General features: G+C 69.3%; 13 protein-coding genes and 1 pseudogene. All 14 read right to left on the bottom strand.

All coding sequences use genetic code 11. The features are described 5' to 3' along the window. Positions 1-128 precede the first annotated feature (128 nt). Complete coding sequence (locus HMPREF0321_RS02070; RefSeq protein ID WP_006943774.1) at positions 129-1,586, bottom strand: glutamate synthase subunit beta; 1,458 nt, start codon at positions 1,584-1,586, stop codon at positions 129-131. Position 1,587: 1 nt separating this feature from the next. Next, positions 1,588-6,123 (bottom strand): glutamate synthase large subunit, encoded by a 4,536-nt coding sequence (gene gltB / locus HMPREF0321_RS02065; protein ID WP_006943749.1) that lies wholly within the window; start codon positions 6,121-6,123, stop codon positions 1,588-1,590. A 168-nt stretch (positions 6,124-6,291) separates the two neighbouring features. Next, positions 6,292-7,191, bottom strand: coding sequence for a prolipoprotein diacylglyceryl transferase (lgt, locus tag HMPREF0321_RS02060; protein WP_006943814.1), 900 nt, complete (start codon positions 7,189-7,191; stop codon positions 6,292-6,294). Beyond that, complete coding sequence (locus HMPREF0321_RS14590) at positions 7,191-7,943, bottom strand: thioredoxin domain-containing protein (protein WP_006943804.1); 753 nt, start codon at positions 7,941-7,943, stop codon at positions 7,191-7,193. The genes lgt and HMPREF0321_RS14590 overlap by 1 nt, the downstream gene beginning before the upstream one ends. A gap of 48 nt (positions 7,944-7,991) precedes the next feature. Then, on the bottom strand, positions 7,992-8,495 hold the full coding sequence (locus HMPREF0321_RS02050) for a MauE/DoxX family redox-associated membrane protein (RefSeq protein ID WP_231729550.1): 504 nt from the start codon (positions 8,493-8,495) through the stop codon (positions 7,992-7,994). Beyond that, positions 8,492-9,292, bottom strand: coding sequence for a tryptophan synthase subunit alpha (gene trpA, locus HMPREF0321_RS02045; RefSeq protein WP_006943817.1), 801 nt, complete (start codon positions 9,290-9,292; stop codon positions 8,492-8,494). Before trpA ends, HMPREF0321_RS02050 begins: the two co-directional genes overlap by 4 nt. Then, positions 9,289-10,566, bottom strand: a complete 1,278-nt coding sequence (gene trpB / locus HMPREF0321_RS02040) for a tryptophan synthase subunit beta (RefSeq protein WP_006943822.1) — start codon at positions 10,564-10,566, stop codon at positions 9,289-9,291. The genes trpA and trpB overlap by 4 nt, the downstream gene beginning before the upstream one ends. Next, a complete protein-coding gene (gene trpC, locus HMPREF0321_RS02035; RefSeq protein ID WP_006943820.1) occupies positions 10,563-11,399 on the bottom strand; it encodes an indole-3-glycerol phosphate synthase TrpC in 837 nt (278 codons plus the stop codon). Before trpC ends, trpB begins: the two co-directional genes overlap by 4 nt. Before the next feature lie 91 nt (positions 11,400-11,490). After that, a complete protein-coding gene (locus HMPREF0321_RS02030; RefSeq protein WP_006943818.1) occupies positions 11,491-11,733 on the bottom strand; it encodes an HGxxPAAW family protein in 243 nt (80 codons plus the stop codon). 2 nt (positions 11,734-11,735) lie between these two features. Further along, on the bottom strand, positions 11,736-12,416 hold the full coding sequence (locus HMPREF0321_RS02025; protein WP_006943802.1) for a Trp biosynthesis-associated membrane protein: 681 nt from the start codon (positions 12,414-12,416) through the stop codon (positions 11,736-11,738). After that, the gene (locus HMPREF0321_RS02020; RefSeq protein ID WP_006943732.1) at positions 12,413-13,972 is read right to left on the bottom strand and encodes an anthranilate synthase component I; all 1,560 of its coding nucleotides are present in this window, start codon (positions 13,970-13,972) and stop codon (positions 12,413-12,415) included. The genes HMPREF0321_RS02025 and HMPREF0321_RS02020 overlap by 4 nt, the downstream gene beginning before the upstream one ends. A gap of 161 nt (positions 13,973-14,133) precedes the next feature. Further along, positions 14,134-14,496 (bottom strand): annotated as a pseudogene (gene hisI / locus HMPREF0321_RS02015) (phosphoribosyl-AMP cyclohydrolase); the annotation flags it as partial. Positions 14,497-15,070: 574 nt separating this feature from the next. Next, positions 15,071-16,651, bottom strand: a complete 1,581-nt coding sequence (locus tag HMPREF0321_RS14585) for an HNH endonuclease signature motif containing protein (protein WP_082740820.1) — start codon at positions 16,649-16,651, stop codon at positions 15,071-15,073. Positions 16,652-16,971: 320 nt separating this feature from the next. Beyond that, entirely contained in the window at positions 16,972-17,670 is a 699-nt protein-coding gene (locus tag HMPREF0321_RS02005) for an SDR family oxidoreductase (protein WP_006943784.1), read from the bottom strand. Between the last annotated feature and the right edge of the window lie 151 nt (positions 17,671-17,821).

The following is a 17,821-nucleotide window of genomic DNA, read 5'->3' as shown; positions in this document are numbered from 1 at the left end:
CATCTCGCCCGGTGAGACCCCCGTCACCGTACTCGCGGGTAGGCCCGCGACGACGCGGAAACCCCCGCCGCCACGAGGGCGGCAGGGGCTTCCACGACGCGCGATCAGGCGTCAACACATGCGGACGATCACACCGTCAGCGGACGATCCGTCGGCTTGATCGGCGCGGGCAACGTCGAGTCACCCATGAGCCACATGTCGACGCCGCGCGCCGCGCTGCGGCCCTCGGCGATCGCCCACACGATGAGCGACTGGCCGCGCCCACAGTCACCGGCGACGAACACGCCGGGCACGCTCGACATGTAGTTCGCGTCGCGCTGCACGTTGCTGCGCTCGTCGGTGTCGACGCCGAGCTGCTCGAGCAGACCCTCGCCCTGCGGGCCGAGGAAGCCCATCGCGAGCAGCACGAGCTGCGCCGGGATGACTCGCTCCGAGCCTTCGACCTCCTCGAACTTGCCGTCGACGAACTTCACCTCGACGATCTTCAGACCGCTGACGTTGCCGTCGTCGTCCGCGAGGATCTCCTTCGTCGAGGCGGAGTAGACGCGCTCGCCACCCTCCTCGTGCGCCGAGGCGACGCGGAAGATCATCGGGTACGTCGGCCACGGCTGGTTGGCCGGACGCTCCTCGCCGGGCTGCGGCATGATCTCGAGGCTCGTCACCGACTTCGCGCCCTGACGCAGCGCCGTACCGATGCAGTCGGCTCCGGTGTCGCCACCACCGATGACGACGACGTCCTTGCCGGTCGCGAGGATCTGACCCTCGACCTCGCCGCCGAGCGCGACGCGGTTGGCCTGGGGCAGGTACTCCATCGCCTGGTACGTGCCCGTGTGCTCGCGCCCCGGCACCGGCAGGTCGCGACGCACCGTCGCGCCCATCGCGAGGACGACGGCGTCGTAGCGCGAGCGCAGCTGCTCCGCCGTCAGCGTCACGCCGATCTCGGTGTTGCAGCGGAAACGGGTGCCCTCGGCCTTCATCTGCTCGATGCGACGATCGAGGATGCCCTTCTCCATCTTGAACTCGGGGATGCCGTAGCGCATCAGGCCACCGGGGGCGTCGTCGCGCTCGAACACGGCGACGGTGTGCCCGGCGCGCGTCAGCTGCTGCGCGGCGGCGAGGCCCGCGGGCCCCGAACCGACGACGGCGACCGTCTTGCCCGTCAGGCGCGTCGGCACCTGCGGCGTGACGTAACCACGCTCGAAGCCCTCCTCGACGACCGTCTTCTCGACCTGCTTGATCGTGACGGCGGGCTGGCTGATGCCGAGCACGCACGCCGTCTCGCAGGGCGCGGGGCACAGGCGTCCGGTGAACTCGGGGAAGTTGTTCGTGGCGTGGAGGCGCTCGATGGCCTCCTCCCACTCACCCTTCCACGACAGGTCGTTCCACTCGGGGATGAGGTTGCCGAGGGGGCAGCCCGAGTGACAGAACGGGATGCCGCAGTCCATGCATCGGCCGGCCTGACGCTGCACGGTGCCGAGCTGCTGCTCCTCGTACACCTCCTTCCAGTCGCGGATGCGAACGGGAACGGGGCGACGTTCGGGCAGCTCGCGCTCCCGGGTCTTGAGGAATCCGCGGGGGTCAGCCACGTCAACTCACCTCCATGATCTTGTCCCACACCTGGGCGCTGTCGGGGTCGACGCCCATGCCTTCGGCGTCCTTGCGGATGCTCAGCACGCGCTGGTACTCACGCGGCGTGACGAGCGAGAAACGGACGAGGCTCGAAGGCCAGTCGTTCAGCAACGACTCGGCGACGGATGAACCCGTCTCGGCGGCGTGCTTCGTCAGCAGCTCCTTGACGACGTCCTCGTCCTCGGCGCGCAGACCGGTGACCTCGACGAGCTCGCGGTTGACAAGGTCGGCGTCGAGATCGAGGACGTACGCCTCACCGCCCGACATGCCGGCCGCGAAGTTGCGTCCGGTCGCGCCGAGGATGAGCACGCGACCACCGGTCATGTACTCGCAGCCGTGATCGCCCACGCCCTCGACGACGGCCGTCGCTCCCGAGTTGCGGACGCAGAAGCGTTCGCCGACCTTGCCGCGCAGGAAGATCTCACCGCTGGTCGCGCCATAACCGATGACGTTGCCCGCGATGGCGTTCTCCTCGGCGACGAGGGCCGTCTCGGTGTCGGGACGGATGATGATGCGCCCACCCGACAGGCCCTTGCCGACGTAGTCGTTGCCCTCGCCGACGAGCCGCAGCGTCAGGCCCTTCGGGATGAAGGCGCCGAAGCTCTGCCCGCCCGCACCGCGCAGCGTGATGTCGACGAAGTCGTCGTGGAGCAATTCATCGAGGTAGCGCTTGGTCAACTCGTGGCCGAGCATCGTGCCGACGGTGCGGTTGACGTTCGACACCTTCGTCTCGAACGCGACCGGCGTCTTGTGCTCGATGGCGTCCTTCGCCTTCGCGATGAGTTCGTTGTCGAGCGCAGCGTCGAGGTGGTGATCCTGACCCTGCGTGTTGAACAGCTCACCGCCGAACGGCATCTCCGCTTTCGCGAAGATCGGCGCGAGGTCGAGACCACTGGCCTTCCAGTGCTCGACGGCCTCGTCTGTGTCGAGCGCCTCGACGTGCCCGACGGCCTCCTCGATCGAACGGAAACCGAGCTCGGCGAGGATCTCGCGCACCTCCTCGGCGATGTACTCGAAGAACGTCTCGACGAACTCCGGCTTGCCGCTGAAACGCTCGCGCAGCTCCGGGTTCTGCGTCGCGATGCCGACCGGGCAGGTGTCGAGGTGACACACGCGCATCATGATGCAGCCGCTGACGACGAGGGGCGCGGTTGCGAAACCGAACTCCTCCGCGCCGAGCAGCGCGGCGATGACGACGTCACGGCCCGTCTTGAGCTGGCCGTCGGTCTGCACGACGATGCGGTCGCGCAGGCCGTTGAGCAACAGCGTCTGCTGCGCTTCGGCGAGGCCGAGCTCCCACGGCCCACCGGCGTGCTTGAGCGAGGTCAGCGGTGAGGCTCCCGTGCCGCCGTCGTGGCCGGAGATGAGCACGACGTCCGCGTGGGCCTTCGAGACACCCGCGGCGACGGTGCCGACGCCGACCTCGGAGACGAGCTTGACGTGGATGCGCGCGCTCGGGTTCGCGTTCTTCAGGTCGTGGATGAGCTGCGCGAGATCCTCGATCGAGTAGATGTCGTGGTGCGGCGGCGGCGAGATGAGACCCACGCCGGGCGTCGCGTGACGCGTGCGCGCCACCCACGGGTACACCTTCGGCCCGGGCAGCTGACCGCCCTCGCCGGGCTTCGCGCCCTGCGCCATCTTGATCTGGATGTCGTCGGCCTCCGTCAGGTACAGCGACGTCACGCCGAAGCGACCCGAGGCGACCTGCTTGATCGCCGAACGACGCTTCGGGTCGAGCAGGCGATCGACGTCCTCGCCGCCCTCTCCGGTGTTCGACTTCGCGCCCAGGCGGTTCATCGCGATCGCGAGCGTCTCGTGTGCCTCCTTCGAGATCGAGCCGTACGACATCGCGCCCGTCGAGAAGCGCTTGACGATGGCGCTCGCCGGCTCCACCTCGTCGATCGAGATCGACGGACGGTCGGAGGCGAACTTGAAGAGCCCGCGCAGCGTCATGAGCTCTGCCGACTGGTCGTCGACGGCCTGCGTGTACTGCTTGAAGATGTCGTAACGACGCGCGCGCGTCGAGTGCTGGAGGCGGAACACCGTCGTCGGGTTGAACAGGTGCGGTGCACCCTCGCGGCGCCACTTGTACTCGCCACCGACCTCGAGCTCGCGATGCGCGGGGCCCTGGCCGTCGCTCGGGTAGGCCTTCGCGTGACGCGCCGCGACCTCGGCCGCGATGACGTCGAGACCGATGCCGCCGAGACGCGACGTCGTCGCGGTGAAGTACTCGTCGACGACCTCCTGGCTGAGGCCGAGCGCCTCGAACACCTGCGCGCCGCGGTAGGAGGCGACGGTCGAGATGCCCATCTTCGACATGACCTTGAGCAGGCCCTTGCCGAGCGCCTTGATGAGGTTCTTGACGGCCTGCTCGGGCGTCGTGTCACCGAGCGCACCCTCATGGGCGAGCTGCTCGACGGACTCCATCGCGAGGTACGGGTTGACGAGCGCCGCGCCGTAGCCGACGAGCAGCGCGACGTGGTGGACCTCGCGCACATCGCCGGCCTCGACGACGAGCCCGACCTGCAGACGCGTCTTCTGACGGATGAGGTGGTGGTGCACCGCCGCCGTCAGCAGCAGCGACGGGATCGGCGCGAACTCGGCGTTCGAGTCACGATCGGACAGGACGACGAAGCGGTGACCGTCGGCGATCGCCTGGTCGACCTCGGCGAAGATGCCCTGCAGGCGCGCCTTGAGCGCGCTCGCACCACCGTCGACGCGGTACGTGCCGCGGATGACGTACGCCGCGAAGCCGGCGCGGTCGCCGTCGGCGTTGATGTGGACGATCTTCGCGAGCTCGTCGTTGTCGATGACGGGGAAGCCGAACTCGACCTGCTTGACGTGCTCGGGGCCGTCGGTGAGCAGGTTGCCCTCCGGACCCATCGTCGTGCCGAGGCTCGTGACGAGCTCCTCGCGGATCGCGTCGAGCGGCGGGTTCGTCACCTGCGCGAACAGCTGCGTGAAGTAGTCGAACAGCAGGCGTGGGCGCGAGCTGAGGACGGCGACGGGCGTGTCGGTGCCCATCGAACCGAGCGCCTCGGCGCCCGTCGACGCCATCGGCGTCAGCAGGATCTTCAGCTCCTCGTTCGTGTAGCCGAACGTCTGCTGACGGCGCGTGACCGAGCTGAACGAATGGGTGATGTGCTCACGATCCGGCAGGTCGCCGACCTTGACGATGCCCGAGTCGAGCCACTCCTGATACGGCTTCGCCGTGGCGAGTTCGCCCTTGATCTCCTCGTCCGGGATGATGCGCCCGGCCTCGGTGTCGATGAGGAACATCTTGCCCGGCTGCAGGCGCCCACGCTCGACGACGTCCTCCGGCGCGAGGCCGAGCACACCCGCCTCGGAGGCGAGGACGACGAGGCCGTCCTTCGTCACCGAGTAACGCCCGGGACGCAGGCCGTTGCGGTCGAGGACGGCGCCGATGAGCGAACCGTCGGTGAACGTCACGCACGCGGGGCCGTCCCACGGCTCCATGAACGCGGCGTGGTACTCGTAGAACGCGCGACGCGCCGGGTCCATCGTCGCGTGGTTCTCCCACGCCTCGGGGATCATCATGAGCACCGAGTGCGGCAGGCTGCGACCCGACAGGTGCAGCAGTTCGAGGGCCTCGTCGAACGTCGCCGAGTCGGACGCGTTCGGGGTGCAGATCGGCAGCAGGCGAGACAGGTCGCCGGGGATGATGTCGCTGCGCAACTGCGACTCGCGTGCGCTCATCCAGTTGCGGTTGCCGCGCACCGTGTTGATCTCACCGTTGTGCGCGATGAAGCGGAACGGGTGCGCGAGCGGCCAGCTCGGGAACGTGTTCGTCGAGAACCGGCTGTGCACGAGGGCCAGCGCCGTCTCGAACCGCTCGTCCGACAGGTCGGGGTAGAACTGCTCGAGCTGCGCCGTCGTCAGCATGCCCTTGTGGACCATGGTGCGCGCCGACAGCGACGCGAAGTAGACGTCGAGCTCGTTCTCGGCGCGCTTGCGCGCACAGAACGCGAGACGGTCGAGTTCGAGGCCCGAGGCGTCGCCGTCCTTCGCCGCGACGAACACCTCGCGGAAGACCGGCATCGTGCCGCGCGCCGACTCACCGACGACGTCGGGGTTGACGGGGACGTCACGCCAGCCGAGGACGACGAGGCCTTCCTCGTCGGCGATGCGGTCGAAGCCCTCGCCGACGTGCCACTGGCCGTCGGCGTCCTGCGGCAGGAACGCGATGCCGACGGCGTAGGAGCCCTTCGCGGGCAGCTCGAAGTCGACGACCTCGCGCAGGAACGCGTCGGGGATCTGCGTGAGGATGCCGGCGCCGTCGCCGACGAGCGGGTCGGCGCCCGTGGCACCGCGGTGGTCGAGGTTGGTCAGGGCCAGCAGCGCCGCGTCGACGATGTCGTGGCCGGCGTGGCCCCGCATCGTCGCGACGAGCGCGACACCACAGGCGTCATGCTCGAACGTGGGGTCGTACAACCCCTGGGCAGCGGGCTGGGCGGAGAAAGCATGAGCAGACATGACTCACCGTCCTGTTCGTCGTCGGGACGCCCGAGCGCAGGGCGCACGAGGCATCGGGTCGGGTCGAAACCACCGCGGGACGGCATTGGCCTGCGGGTTTTATGCATTCTATCGAATGTTCATGCGCGCTCACCACGTGGACGAGCGCGTCTCAGCTGACGATACAGCTCAGGAGGCCTCGTCGGCCGTGGTGTCCGCATCGTGTGCACCGTGGGCATCCGGCTCGAGCTGGTGCGCCGCCCGTGGGTCGGCGGACGCACGCCGGCGCGCGATGAAGATCGCGAGGCCGAGCAGGAAGACGATGCCGCACACCCACACGTTGACGCGCACACCGAGGATGCGGTTCGCGAAGTCGCTGCGCATCAACTCGACGACGATGCGGCCTAGCGGGTACAGCATGACGTACAGCGCGAACGCCTGCCCCTGGCGCAGCCGCCCCGAATCCGACAGGCGCCAGATGACGAGGGCGATGAGCATGCACCAGATCGCCTCGTAGAGGAACGTCGGGTGGAACGTGCCGAGGACGACGGGGGCACCGGTCGAGTCGACGACCGAACGCCCCTTGTTCATGTCCCACTGGTGGATCTCGAGGGCCCACGGCACGTTCGTCGCGCGACCGTACAACTCGTTGTTGAAATAGTTGCCGAACCGGCCGATCGCCTGCGCGAGCGGCAGCGCGGGGGCGACGCAGTCGGCGAGCACCGGGAACGGGACGCCCGCCTTGCGCGCGCCCAACCAGGCGCCGACGGCGCCCAGGACGACGGCGCCCCAGATGCCGAGGCCGCCCTCCCACACCTTGAACGCGTCGAGCGGGTGCCCGCCCTCGCCGAAGTACGGTTGCGGCGTCGTGATGACGTGGTACAGCCGCCCCCCGACGATGCCGAACGGCACGATCCACAGGGCGACGTCGACGGCCGCGTCACGCGAGTAGCCGCGCCCTTCGAGGCGCCGCCCGGTGATCATCGTCGCGATGACGACGCCCGCCAGGATGCAGATCGCATACGCCCGAAGGGGCACCGGGCCCAGCCACAGCACCCCTTCGGTCGGTGAAGGAATCTCCGTCAGCATCAGAACTTGGCCAGCACCTTGTCGATCGTGGTGGGCGTCGAGTTCTCGATGTTCATCATGCCGGCCATGTCGGCGTTGTCGACGTCCTTGCCGTTGATCTTGACGACCGGCGTGGAGTTGACCCCGGCCTTGTTGGTCTCGGACTCGGTCTTCTTGACGTACGCCGAGTACCGGTTGTCGTTGACGCACTTCTCATAGGACGAGCCCTTGACGCCCACCTCCTTCGCGAGCTTGATGAGCGTCTCGTTCGTGTAGCCGACGCCCTCCTTGGGCTGGTTCTCGAACACCTTCGTCGTGAAGTCGGAGAACTTTCCGGCGGTGGCGGTGCAGAACGCGGCGTTCGCGGCTCGGGCAGAGCTGTCGCCGGGCAGGTTCTCATCGAGGAAGGTCTTGACGTGGTACGTCAGCTTGACGTCACCGGCCTTCGCCATGTCCAGGAGCTTGGCTCCCTGGGCCTGCTCGAACTGCTTGCAGTACGGGCACTGGTAGTCGAAGTAGACGTCGACCTTCTTCGCGTCGGCCTTGGCCTTGTCGGCGAACACCGGCATGCCCTGGCCGTTGGCGAGTGCACCCGTCGGGGTGTCACCGGCAGCGACAGGGGTGTCGGTGTCATCGCTCTTGTTGAGCGAGAGGAAGGCGACGGCCGCGATCGCGAGGACGGCCACGAGGCCGACGATCGCGGCGATCAAGCCCTTGCTGGGGCCCTGCTTGGGCGCCACGGATTGCAGCTTGGTGGAAGCATCAGGTCGCATGGGTGAAGCCTTTCACAGATGGCGGGGGCGTTGAGTCACGAAGATCGTTCAGCCCCACAGCGCCCCGTCGGCGCTGAAGCGGCTGCGCGGGCGCCAGGCGAGCAGCCCGGCGAGGATGAGAAAGACGATGTCGCGGCCGATCTCCTGCGGATACTTCGTCTGGCTCGCGGCAACCGCCCCGCCCTCGGAGAAGCACCCACAGTCGATCGAGATGCCGCGCGCCCACGCCGAGGCGATGCCCGCGATGAAGATGACGAGCAGCAGCGCGGAGATGATCGCCGCGAAGCGGGTGAACAGGCCGACGAGCAGGATGACGCCGAGCGCCACCTCCGCCAGCGGCAGGATCGTGCCGATGACGTTCGCGACGTCGTAGGAGAACAGGTCGTATGCGCGCACCGAGCGGCGCGAGGCGTCGAGGTGCGTGAGCTTCGGCAGGCCTGCATAGAGGAAGACGCCGGCGAGCACGAGGCGCAGCACGAGGGCGATCCACGGCCAGCGGTTCGAGCGCTCGGCGGTGGGCTTGGTCGTGCTCGTGTCCATGCTGGTGCTCAACGTCGTACTCCGTCGCTCAGTTCCTTCGTGGCCTCGGCGAGGGCCGCCAGGCCGCGTTCGGGGTCGGTGTCGAGCAGCGTCTTGACGAGCGCGGAACCGACGATGACACCGTCGGCGTATCGGCCGATCTCGCGCGCCTGTTCCGCCGTCGAGACGCCGAGGCCGACGCAGACGGGCAGGTCGGTGGCGGCCTTCGTCCGCTCGACGAGACCCTTCGCGGCGTCGCCGACGCTCGTGCGCGCACCCGTGACGCCCATGACGGACGCCGCGTAGACGAAGCCCGAGCAGTTCGCCGTCGTCGCCGCGACGCGGGCGGGCGTCGAACTGGGCGCGACGAGGAAGATCTTCGCGAGGCCGAGCTCGTCGGCGACGGCGATCCACTCGTCGGCCTCGTCGGGCACGAGGTCGGGGGTGATGAGGCCGGCTCCCCCGGCGGCCTTCAACTCCTCCGCGAAACGGCGGATGCCGTAGCGCAGCACCGGGTTCCAGTACGTCATGACGACGGCCGCGCCACCGGCGTCGGTGACGGCCCGCACGACGCGGAAGACGTCCGCGGTGTGCACACCGCCCGCGAGAGCCTGCGTCGCGGCGCTCTGGATGACGGGGCCGTCCATGAGCGGATCGGTGTACGGCAGGCCGACCTCGACGATGTCGCAACCGTTCTCGACCATGACCTGCGCGGCGCGGATCGAATCCGCGACGCTCGGGAAGCCTGCGGGAAGGTAGCCGACGAGGGCGGCGCGTCCTTCGTCACGGGTGGCGGCGAAGACGGCGTCCAGCGGGATGGGGGTGCTCACAGCTTCGTCTCCTCGTCCTCGCCGCGGACGACGGTCTCGTCTTCATCGATGAGCCCGAACCAGCGGGCGGCGGTGTGCACGTCCTTGTCGCCGCGCCCGGAGAGGCTGACGAGGATCAGCCCGTCCTCGCCCAGCTCGGCGCCGACCTTCATCGCGCCCGCGAGGGCGTGCGCCGACTCGATGGCCGGCAGGATGCCCTCGGTCTGTGACAGCAGCCGGAACGCCTCCATCGCCTCGACGTCGGTGATCGGGTGGTACTCGGCGCGACCGATGTCCTTGAGGTAGCTGTGCTCCGGACCGACGCTCGGGTAGTCGAGGCCCGCGGACACCGAGTGCGTCTCGATCGTCTGGCCCTCCTCGTCCTGGATGACGTAGGTGTACGCACCGTGCAGGACGCCCGGCGTGCCCTGGCCGCTGAAGCGCGACGCATGCTTGCCGCTCGCGATGCCCTCGCCGCCGCCCTCGAGGCCGACGAGGCGAACGCCGTCGTCACCGATGAAGCGGTGAAAGATACCCATCGCGTTCGAGCCGCCGCCGACGCAGGCGCAGACTGCGTCGGGCAGGCGCCCGGCCTCGGCGAGGATCTGCTCGCGGGCCTCCTCACCGATGAGCTTGTGGAAGTCGCGCACCATCTCGGGGAACGGGTAGGGGCCCGTCACCGTGCCGAGCACGTAGTGCGTCGTGTCGACGTTGGCGACCCAGTCGCGGAACGCCTCGTTGACGGCGTCCTTGAGCGTCTGGCTGCCGTGCTCGACGGGCACGACGCTTGCGCCGAGCAGCTGCATGCGTGCGACGTTGAGGGCCTGACGCTCGGTGTCGACCTTGCCCATGTAGACGACGCACTCGAGGCCCATGAGCGCCGCGGCCGTCGCGGTGGCAACGCCGTGCTGGCCGGCACCCGTCTCCGCGATGACGCGCGTCTTGCCCATGCGCTTGGCCAGCAGCGCCTGGCCGAGGACGTTGTTGATCTTGTGCGAGCCGGTGTGGTTGAGATCCTCGCGCTTGAGGAAGACGCGCGCGCCGCCGCAGTGCTCGGCGAAGCGCTTGACCTCGGTGATCGGGCTCGGACGGCCCGTGTATGTACGGTGCAGTTCGGCGAGTTCGTCGCGAAACTCATCGTCCACCATCGCCTTCTGGCGTTGCTCGTCGAGCTCTTCGAGCGCGGCGACGAGGGCCTCGGGGACGTAGCGTCCGCCGTAGTCGCCGAAGCGCCCGAGGCCGTGCGGCGCGAGACCGTCGTGGCGCGGTTCGCCGAGCGGGGTGGGGTCGGTCATGCGGGCGTCCCTTCGACGGCTGACGCGTTCGTGGCGTCCGCGCACGCGGTGATGATGTCGGCAAGCCCCTGCCGGGGGTCGCCGTTCTTGACGAGTGCCTCGCCGATGAGCAGCGCCTGTGCGCCCTCGCGGGCGTAGCGGGCGGCATCGGCGGGCCCGGAGATGCCCGACTCGGCGACCTTGACGACGTGCGCCGACAGCGTCGCGGCGATCGGGCCGAACACCTCGGGGTGGACGTCGAGCGTCTTGAGGTTACGGGCGTTGACGCCGAGCAGCTGCGCGTCGACGGCAAGTGCCCGTTCCGCTTCGGCGGTGTCGTGGACCTCGACGAGCGCCGTCATCCCGAGTTCGCGCGTGAGAGCCGCGAAGTCGCGCAGCTGTGCGTCGTCGAGGGCGGCGACGATGAGGAGGACGAGGTCGGCGCCATGGGCGCGGGCCTCGAAGAACTGGTACGGCTCGACCATGAAGTCCTTGCGCAGCACCGGGATGTCGACGGCGGCGCGCACGGCGTCGAGATCGGAGAGCGACCCGCCGAACCGGCGCTGCTCGGTGAGCACCGAGATCGCGGTCGCTCCCCCGTCGGCGTACTGCGCGGCGAGCGCGGCCGGATCGGGGATCTGCGCGAGCGCGCCCTTGCTCGGGCTGGATCGCTTCACCTCGGAGATGACGGCGATGCGCCGCGCCTCGCGGGCGGCGTGGAACGCGGCGAGCGCGTCGCGTGCGGGCGGTGCGGCGTCGGCGTCACGCGTGACGTCGGCGAGGCTGCGAGCGCGCACGCGCTCGGCGAGGTCGTCTCGCACCCCGGCGATGATCGAGTCGAGAACAGTGGTCACGGTCGAATCCAATCAGCGTGACAGGGCACGGCGCCGCCGGTTCCAGCGTGTGGTCACGGCGCGCGCCGGGCCCGTCAGGCCGCGGCGCGGATCAGGCGGGCTTGCGCTCGGAGTCCATCGAGCCGTGCGCGGCAGCGCTGCGGCGGTTCGCCTTGCCCATGAGCCACCCGACGACGCCGCCGACGACGACGAGGACCGCGCCGATGATGTCGAGCAGTGCGTTGCCGAAGTACACGCCGAACGCGATGAGGAGCGAACCGACCATGCAGATGCCGACGCCCGTCCAGGCGGCGGGGCTGTGGCCGTGGTCGAGGTACGGGCTTTCTCCGGACATCGTCATTTCTCCTTGGAGCCGTGCTGCGCAGCCGACGTCTCCGTCACGCGCGTTGATGAACTGTTCTGGATCATTGTGTCAGGCCCGTCCGGCTCGTGCGAGCCGGGGGCGGTCTCGGTGTCCGTCGGGTCGATGCCGCGGTTCATGAGATCCCAGTCGCTCTCGTGCGTGGTCGGCGCCTTGGTCTCCGTCGGCGCGTCGTAGCGGCTCGACAGCCCCGCCCAGCGGCGCACGCCGAGCAGCGCCAGCAGGGACGCGGCGACGCTGAGCAGGCCGGCGAACACCGCGGCCCAGAACCATGGCGTGAACGTGCCGCGCGCGACGGCCTCACCGTTGTGGCCGGTGACGGACGTCATCCGAGTCTTGACCGCCGAGGCCGGGTCGCCCAGCGTCAGCAGCGTAACGACGAGCAGCGCGACCGAGGCGATGAGCGAGACGAGCGCGGCGGGCCAACGCGCGATGCGGCCGGCCGTCGCGGCGGCAAGGACGCCGGCCACGGCGACGAGGGCGATGCCGAAGTAGCCGGGCACCGCCTGGTTGCCCGTGACGTCGACCTTGCTGCTCGCGATGACGCCATCGTTGAGGGAGCCGTTGATCCACGTGCGCCCCGAGACGATCGCGGCGAGGACGGCCGCGATGAGGCTGAGCAGGATGACGCTGCGTTTCGTCGTGAAGGTGCTCATGCGATTCCCGTCATGCCGTCGGCGGTCGCGACGGCGCGCAACGCCGCGGCGGCCTTGTTGATCGTCTCCTGGTATTCGCTCTCCGGCACCGAGTCGGCGACGACGCCGGCGCCCGCCTGGACGTGCGCGACACCGTCCTTGAGCACGGCGGTGCGGATGGCGATGGCGGCGTCGGCGTCGCCCGCGAGGTCGAAGTAGCCGATGACGCCGCCGTAGATGCCCCGACGGGTGCCCTCGCGCGATTCGATGATCTGCATCGCGCGTGGTTTCGGCGCGCCCGAGAGGGTGCCCGCGGGGAACGTCGCCTCGAGCACGTCGTAGGCGGTGACGTCGTCACGGCGTGCGCCGATGACGGTCGACTCGAGGTGGATGACGTGGCTGTAGTTGCGGATGTTCATGAACTCGACCGTCTCGACGGTGCCCGCGCGACAGACGCGCTGCAGGTCGTTGCGCGACAGGTCGACGAGCATGAGGTGCTCGCTGCGTTCCTTGGGGTCGGCCAGCAGGTCGTCGGCGAGCTCCTGATCGTGTTCCGGGGTCTTGCCGCGCGGGCGCGAACCCGCGATCGGGTGCGTGATGACGCGTTCGCCTGTCACCTTGACGAGCGCCTCCGGCGAGCTGCCGACGACGTCGTACGCGCCGCCGTCAGGGTGCGGCAGGCGGAGCAGATACATGTAGGGGCTGGGGTTGCTCGCGCGCAGGGCGCGGTAGACATCGAGCGCGTCGGCGTGCGTGTCGACGCTGAATCGCTGGCTGACGACGATCTGGAACGCCTCGCCCGCGCGGATGTCCTCCTTGCACGCCTCCACCATGTCGTGGAACTGCTCGCGCGTGTGGCTGCTGCGCACGTCCTGGGCGCCCTCGTGCGGGATCGCCACCGTCGAAGCTGCCGGTTCGGCGAGGCGGGTCTGCATCGCGTCGAGGCGGGCGACGGCGTCGTCGTACGCGGCGCGCGCGCCGGATTCGAGGCCGTCGAAGTTGACGGCATTGGCGACGAGCAGGAGCGAGCCGTCCTGATGGTCCATGACGGCGAGATCCGTGGCGAGCAACATCGTGACTTCGGGGATCGCGAGGACGTCGTCGGCGTGGTTGCCGATCTTCTCCCAGCGACGCACCGCGTCGTAGCCGATCGCGCCGACGAAACCGCTCGTCAGCGGCGGCAGGCCGGCGATGCGTTCGGTGTGAAGTGCCTGCAGGGACGCGCGTAGGGCATCGACCGCCAGGCCTGTCGTCGGCAGCCCCGTCGGCACGTCGCCGAGCCAGACGACGTCGCCGTCACGCTCGGTGAGCGTCGCGCGGCTCGCGGCGCCGATGAACGAGTAGCGCGACCACACGCCGCCGTGCTCCGCCGATTCCAGCAGGAACGTGCCCGGCTCGTCGCGCGCCAGCTTGCGGTAGATGCCGATGGGTGTCTCCGCGTCGGCGAGCAGCTTGCGCACGACGGGGATGACGCGACGCCCACCCGCGAGGTGCTCGAACAACTCGACGCTCGGCCACGTCGCGCCCCAGGTGAGGTCGGCGGCGAGGCTCGTCTCCGGCTCGGCTGCGGCAGTCATGCGTTGCTCCTGGGGGTGGGCATGGTGGCGGGTACGTCTGCGGCGACGGTTGGGGTTGACGTTGTCGTGGCTGCGTCCGCAGCGTCGGTTCCGGTGGGCGCCGTGGTAGCTGCGTCAGCGTCGGTTCCGGTGGACGCGATCGCGCCATCACTGCAGACGGCGGCGTCGAGGTCGGTGAAGAAGCAGCTGCGTTCGCCGGTGTGGCATGCGGCGCCGACCTGGTCGACGCGGACGAGCAACGCGTCGCCGTCGCAGTCGAGAGCGACGCTGCGCACGTACTGCGCGTGACCCGACGTGTCGCCCTTGCGCCAGTACTCGCCGCGGCTGCGCGACCAGAACGTCACGCGCCCCTCGCTCAGCGTGCGGCGCAGCGCCTCGTCGTCCATCCAGCCGAGCATGAGCACGTCACCGTTCGTGTCGTCCTGGATGATCGCGGCGACGAGACCCGCGTCGTCGCGCTTGAGGCGCTGCGCGACGTCAGGGCTGAGCGGCGATGAAGGCTCGGGCGAAGACATGGGGGCCATTGTGCCAAGTGGCCCTGACAACCCGTCGCGGTGTCTCGCGCTGGCACCTCGCGGATCACTGCGGGCCCCAACGCCGCCTGACCTCACGCTCCCGCGCATCGCGGATCGCGACGGGGACGCAGCTGCGCCTGACCCCGCACCCGCGCACGGCGGATGACGGCGGGGATCCAGCGCGGCCTTATCCCACGCTGACGTCGCATGAACGGGTGGAGTTCTCCCTCAGCGTGATCTCACCCAGGCATCCGAGCGAGGGTTCGGACGCGGTGTCGCCGACACGACTGGCGAGGTGGAGGCGGGCGTCACCGAGTCGTCAGGCCGCGCGAACAGGTGTGGCGCCGGCGTGCGTGGTGCCGCCGTGTCGATGATGCTGCGCCCGGGAAAGTGAACGCGCCCGGGACATGAAATGGGCCGCGGGTTGTGGCCGGGGAATGACTGCGCCGTCAGACCAGGTTCGAGCAGTAGGTAGCGGGCACAGACCTCGCCAGACCAGGATTGAGCGGCGGCGCACCGAGAGCGCGGAGCACGTGAGATCAGGGTTCGGCAGGCAGCCGGGGCCGCAGGGCCGCGAGGGCCGTCAGGCGGCGCGAACGGCGTCGGCGTGTGTGATGCCGCCGGGTTCGGTGACCCAGCGGGCACCGGAGGGCGACAGCCACGTGCAGACGCCGTCGGGCGTCATCCTCACGCGGAAGCCCCCGTGGGTCTTGGCGCGGTGATGGTGACGACACAGCGCCTGCAGGTTGGTCGCGCTCGTCGGCCCGCCCTGGTCGAACGGCATGACGTGGTCGAGGTCGCACCGCGAGGCGGCCGTTTCGCAGAACGGGAAGCGGCACACGCCGTCGCGCTCCCGCACGAGCTTGGCGATGCCGACACTTGGGCGGTGAGCAGCCGTCGTGGTGGCCAGCGTCGTGATGCGACCACACCCGTGGTGCGACGCGAGCGTCGCCGTGAATCCCACACCAGCCGTAGCGGCGAGGCGGGCGACGACGCCAGCAGAAAGAACACCGACGCCGCGCACGCCACAGGCACCCAGGACCATCGACGACGTTGCGGGCGACGCCGGGGAATGACCCGGCGGCACTCCAATGGCGGGCCGAGGGACCCTCGCGTCAAGCAGGTCGGACACGTCCTCCGCGTCCGGGACGCCCGTGGATCTCGGCGGGTCGAGGAGCCCCGCGACGGCGGATCTCGACGGGTCGGGAGGTCGCGCGATGATCGGCACCTGCAGGTTCAGCGTGGCCGTCACGGTGCAGTTCTCGAGGATGAGGTCGGTGAGCGCGTCAGCCCGCGCTGCGCCGACGAAAAGCCGAGCGCCGGGGGCAGAGTTCTCCTGCAGGCGCCGCGCACGTTCCTCCATCACGGCCTGGATGGCCGTGGCGTCGTAGGTGTCGAGAACGGCTGTCATCGTGCACAGCGACTCGAACTCGAGGTGCGGCTCGAACCACACCCCGCGCGTCGACTCCACCTCGACCTCGTCGGCAGGGCGAGTGAGACCGAGCCGACGCAGGGTCTTGCGGCACGCCTGCCGCGCCGCCTGGTGAGCGCGTCGATGATCTCCGCTGTCGATGAGCATCTGTGCCACGGAGCGCGCAGCGTCCGCCTCGAGGTGCGCGAGCTCCCCCGCCAGCATCGCCGCCACCCGCACGGAGCCGTCTCCGCGTGCCGAGGCCGCCAGCAGGCCGGGATGGCGCGCACGCAGCGTCGAAGCCCCCGCCGCCATCGCCCGGGCGGCGGGCGCCGTCAGCCCGAGTGCGCCGCCGAGCGCTGAGGCCGCGAACTCGCCGGCCTCGACGTCGTAGGCCCGAGAATCGTCGGACGCGCCCTCACCCATCGCCTCGCCGCTGAGGACGTCGTGGCGACGCACACTGTCATGGTGTTCGGAGGCCAGCATGTGCGTGACCGCTTCGGCGCTGCGTGCAACACGTTGTGTGAGCGCCGCAGCGCGTTCAAGGTGGCGACGGTGACTCATCAGGGCGTCCAACCGACCGTCCAGGCTCGCGCCTCCATCGGTGAGCGGAACGAGCGATGCCGGATCGGTGAGAACCTCCTCTGCGACCCGCGTCGTCAGCTCGCCCCAAACGGCCAGGACAGCCTCACCGGGCAGCTCAGAGAGACGCGCGACGATGTTCGCCGCGTCCGTCATCTCTAGCGTTTCCATGACCCAATTATCGCACACATGTTCGAATAGGGGTAGGCTCCGTCACATGAAAGATCCATTGAGCCGGCTCTCACTGACCACGCCCGCGCGGGCGCCGGCGGCGCTTCCAACGCTGATCCTCAAACGCGACTGCCCAACCCGATCGTCACGCACCCATGATCGGCAGCAGCTCGTCGTACACCCAGCCCGCGAGCTGCGTCGGCGTCGTGGTGGCGGGGGTCCGCCCCTGCTCGGGACGGAAATCATCGCGGATTCCGGTGCTCATCCCCAGTAACGCCTGCGCGAGACCACGGGCGAGCCCGGCCCCAGGTAGCGGGACATCACGCCGCATCGCTGATCTGGCGCGCCGCCACCGCATTTCCCACGTGGTCGAAGAGAATGCGCGTGACGTCGCGCCACGAGAGATCCCGCGACCCGTGAACCGCTCGGACATGACGCGCCTGCCACCCCTCGTCAAGGAGGCAGAGTGCCGCCATCTCGGCGACGTCACGCGGCGCCACCCAGCTGAATGCGTGATCAACCCGGAGCACCGTGTCGATTTCGCCCTGGCGGATCGCCGCCAGGTGCCGGGTGAGGTTGGAGAAGAAATAACCGCACCGCAGGTGCGTGACGTCGACGTCGAGCGCGTCGAGCGACAACTCCGTCGCGGCAAGGCCGTCGATCCCTCCCACACAGTGGCGCTTCTCTGCCCCCACGCTGCTGTGGAACACGACGCGCCTGATGCCGTTCGCGCGGACGGCACCCACGATTGCCTCGCTCGCCCGAGCATGCTCAGCGAGCGGATCAGCGGTCATCGGGCTCGGATTCACCCAGTACACGGCATCAATCCCGCGAGTCGCGGCGACGACCTCGTCGCGGTCCAGCGAATCCGCCTCGACGATGTCGACGAGGGGGCGCAGTTCCCGCGCGATCTGCGCGGGATGCCGTGCCAAGAGCACGGGCCGTACCCCGACTCGGACGAGCATACGAATCAGGTGGCGACCCACGTTTCCATTGGGTGTCGTGATGGCGATGCGCATCGATCACCCTTTCCTGAGCGGCGGTGTGCCCGCGCCCTCGTGGAATGACGCTAGGACCAGATGCAGACGGTTCCGGTCCTCATCTCGCACGACAATGAACGCATGTCCCACAAGCCCGTCACGAGTCCTTCGTCGCGTACCCTCGAATCGT

The sequence above is a fragment of the Dermacoccus sp. Ellin185 genome (genome assembly GCF_000152185.1).
Lineage (GTDB): Bacteria > Actinomycetota > Actinomycetes > Actinomycetales > Dermatophilaceae > Dermacoccus > Dermacoccus nishinomiyaensis.
This window is presented reverse-complemented; position numbering and strand designations above follow the sequence as displayed.

Excerpts from the sequence above, each read along its gene's own strand:
- gltB (WP_006943749.1), bottom strand. The coding sequence starts at position 6,123 with ATGTCTGCTCATGCTTTCTCCGCCCAGCCCGCTGCCCAGGGGTTGTAC.
- lgt (WP_006943814.1), bottom strand. The coding sequence starts at position 7,191 with ATGCTGACGGAGATTCCTTCACCGACCGAAGGGGTGCTGTGGCTGGGC.
- HMPREF0321_RS14590 (WP_006943804.1), bottom strand. The coding sequence starts at position 7,943 with ATGCGACCTGATGCTTCCACCAAGCTGCAATCCGTGGCGCCCAAGCAG.
- trpB (WP_006943822.1), bottom strand. The coding sequence starts at position 10,566 with ATGACCGACCCCACCCCGCTCGGCGAACCGCGCCACGACGGTCTCGCG.
- HMPREF0321_RS02030 (WP_006943818.1), bottom strand. The coding sequence starts at position 11,733 with ATGTCCGGAGAAAGCCCGTACCTCGACCACGGCCACAGCCCCGCCGCC.
- HMPREF0321_RS02025 (WP_006943802.1), bottom strand. The coding sequence starts at position 12,416 with ATGAGCACCTTCACGACGAAACGCAGCGTCATCCTGCTCAGCCTCATC.
- HMPREF0321_RS02020 (WP_006943732.1), bottom strand. The coding sequence starts at position 13,972 with ATGACTGCCGCAGCCGAGCCGGAGACGAGCCTCGCCGCCGACCTCACC.
- HMPREF0321_RS14585 (WP_082740820.1), bottom strand. The coding sequence starts at position 16,651 with ATGGAAACGCTAGAGATGACGGACGCGGCGAACATCGTCGCGCGTCTC.
- HMPREF0321_RS02005 (WP_006943784.1), bottom strand. The coding sequence starts at position 17,670 with ATGCGCATCGCCATCACGACACCCAATGGAAACGTGGGTCGCCACCTG.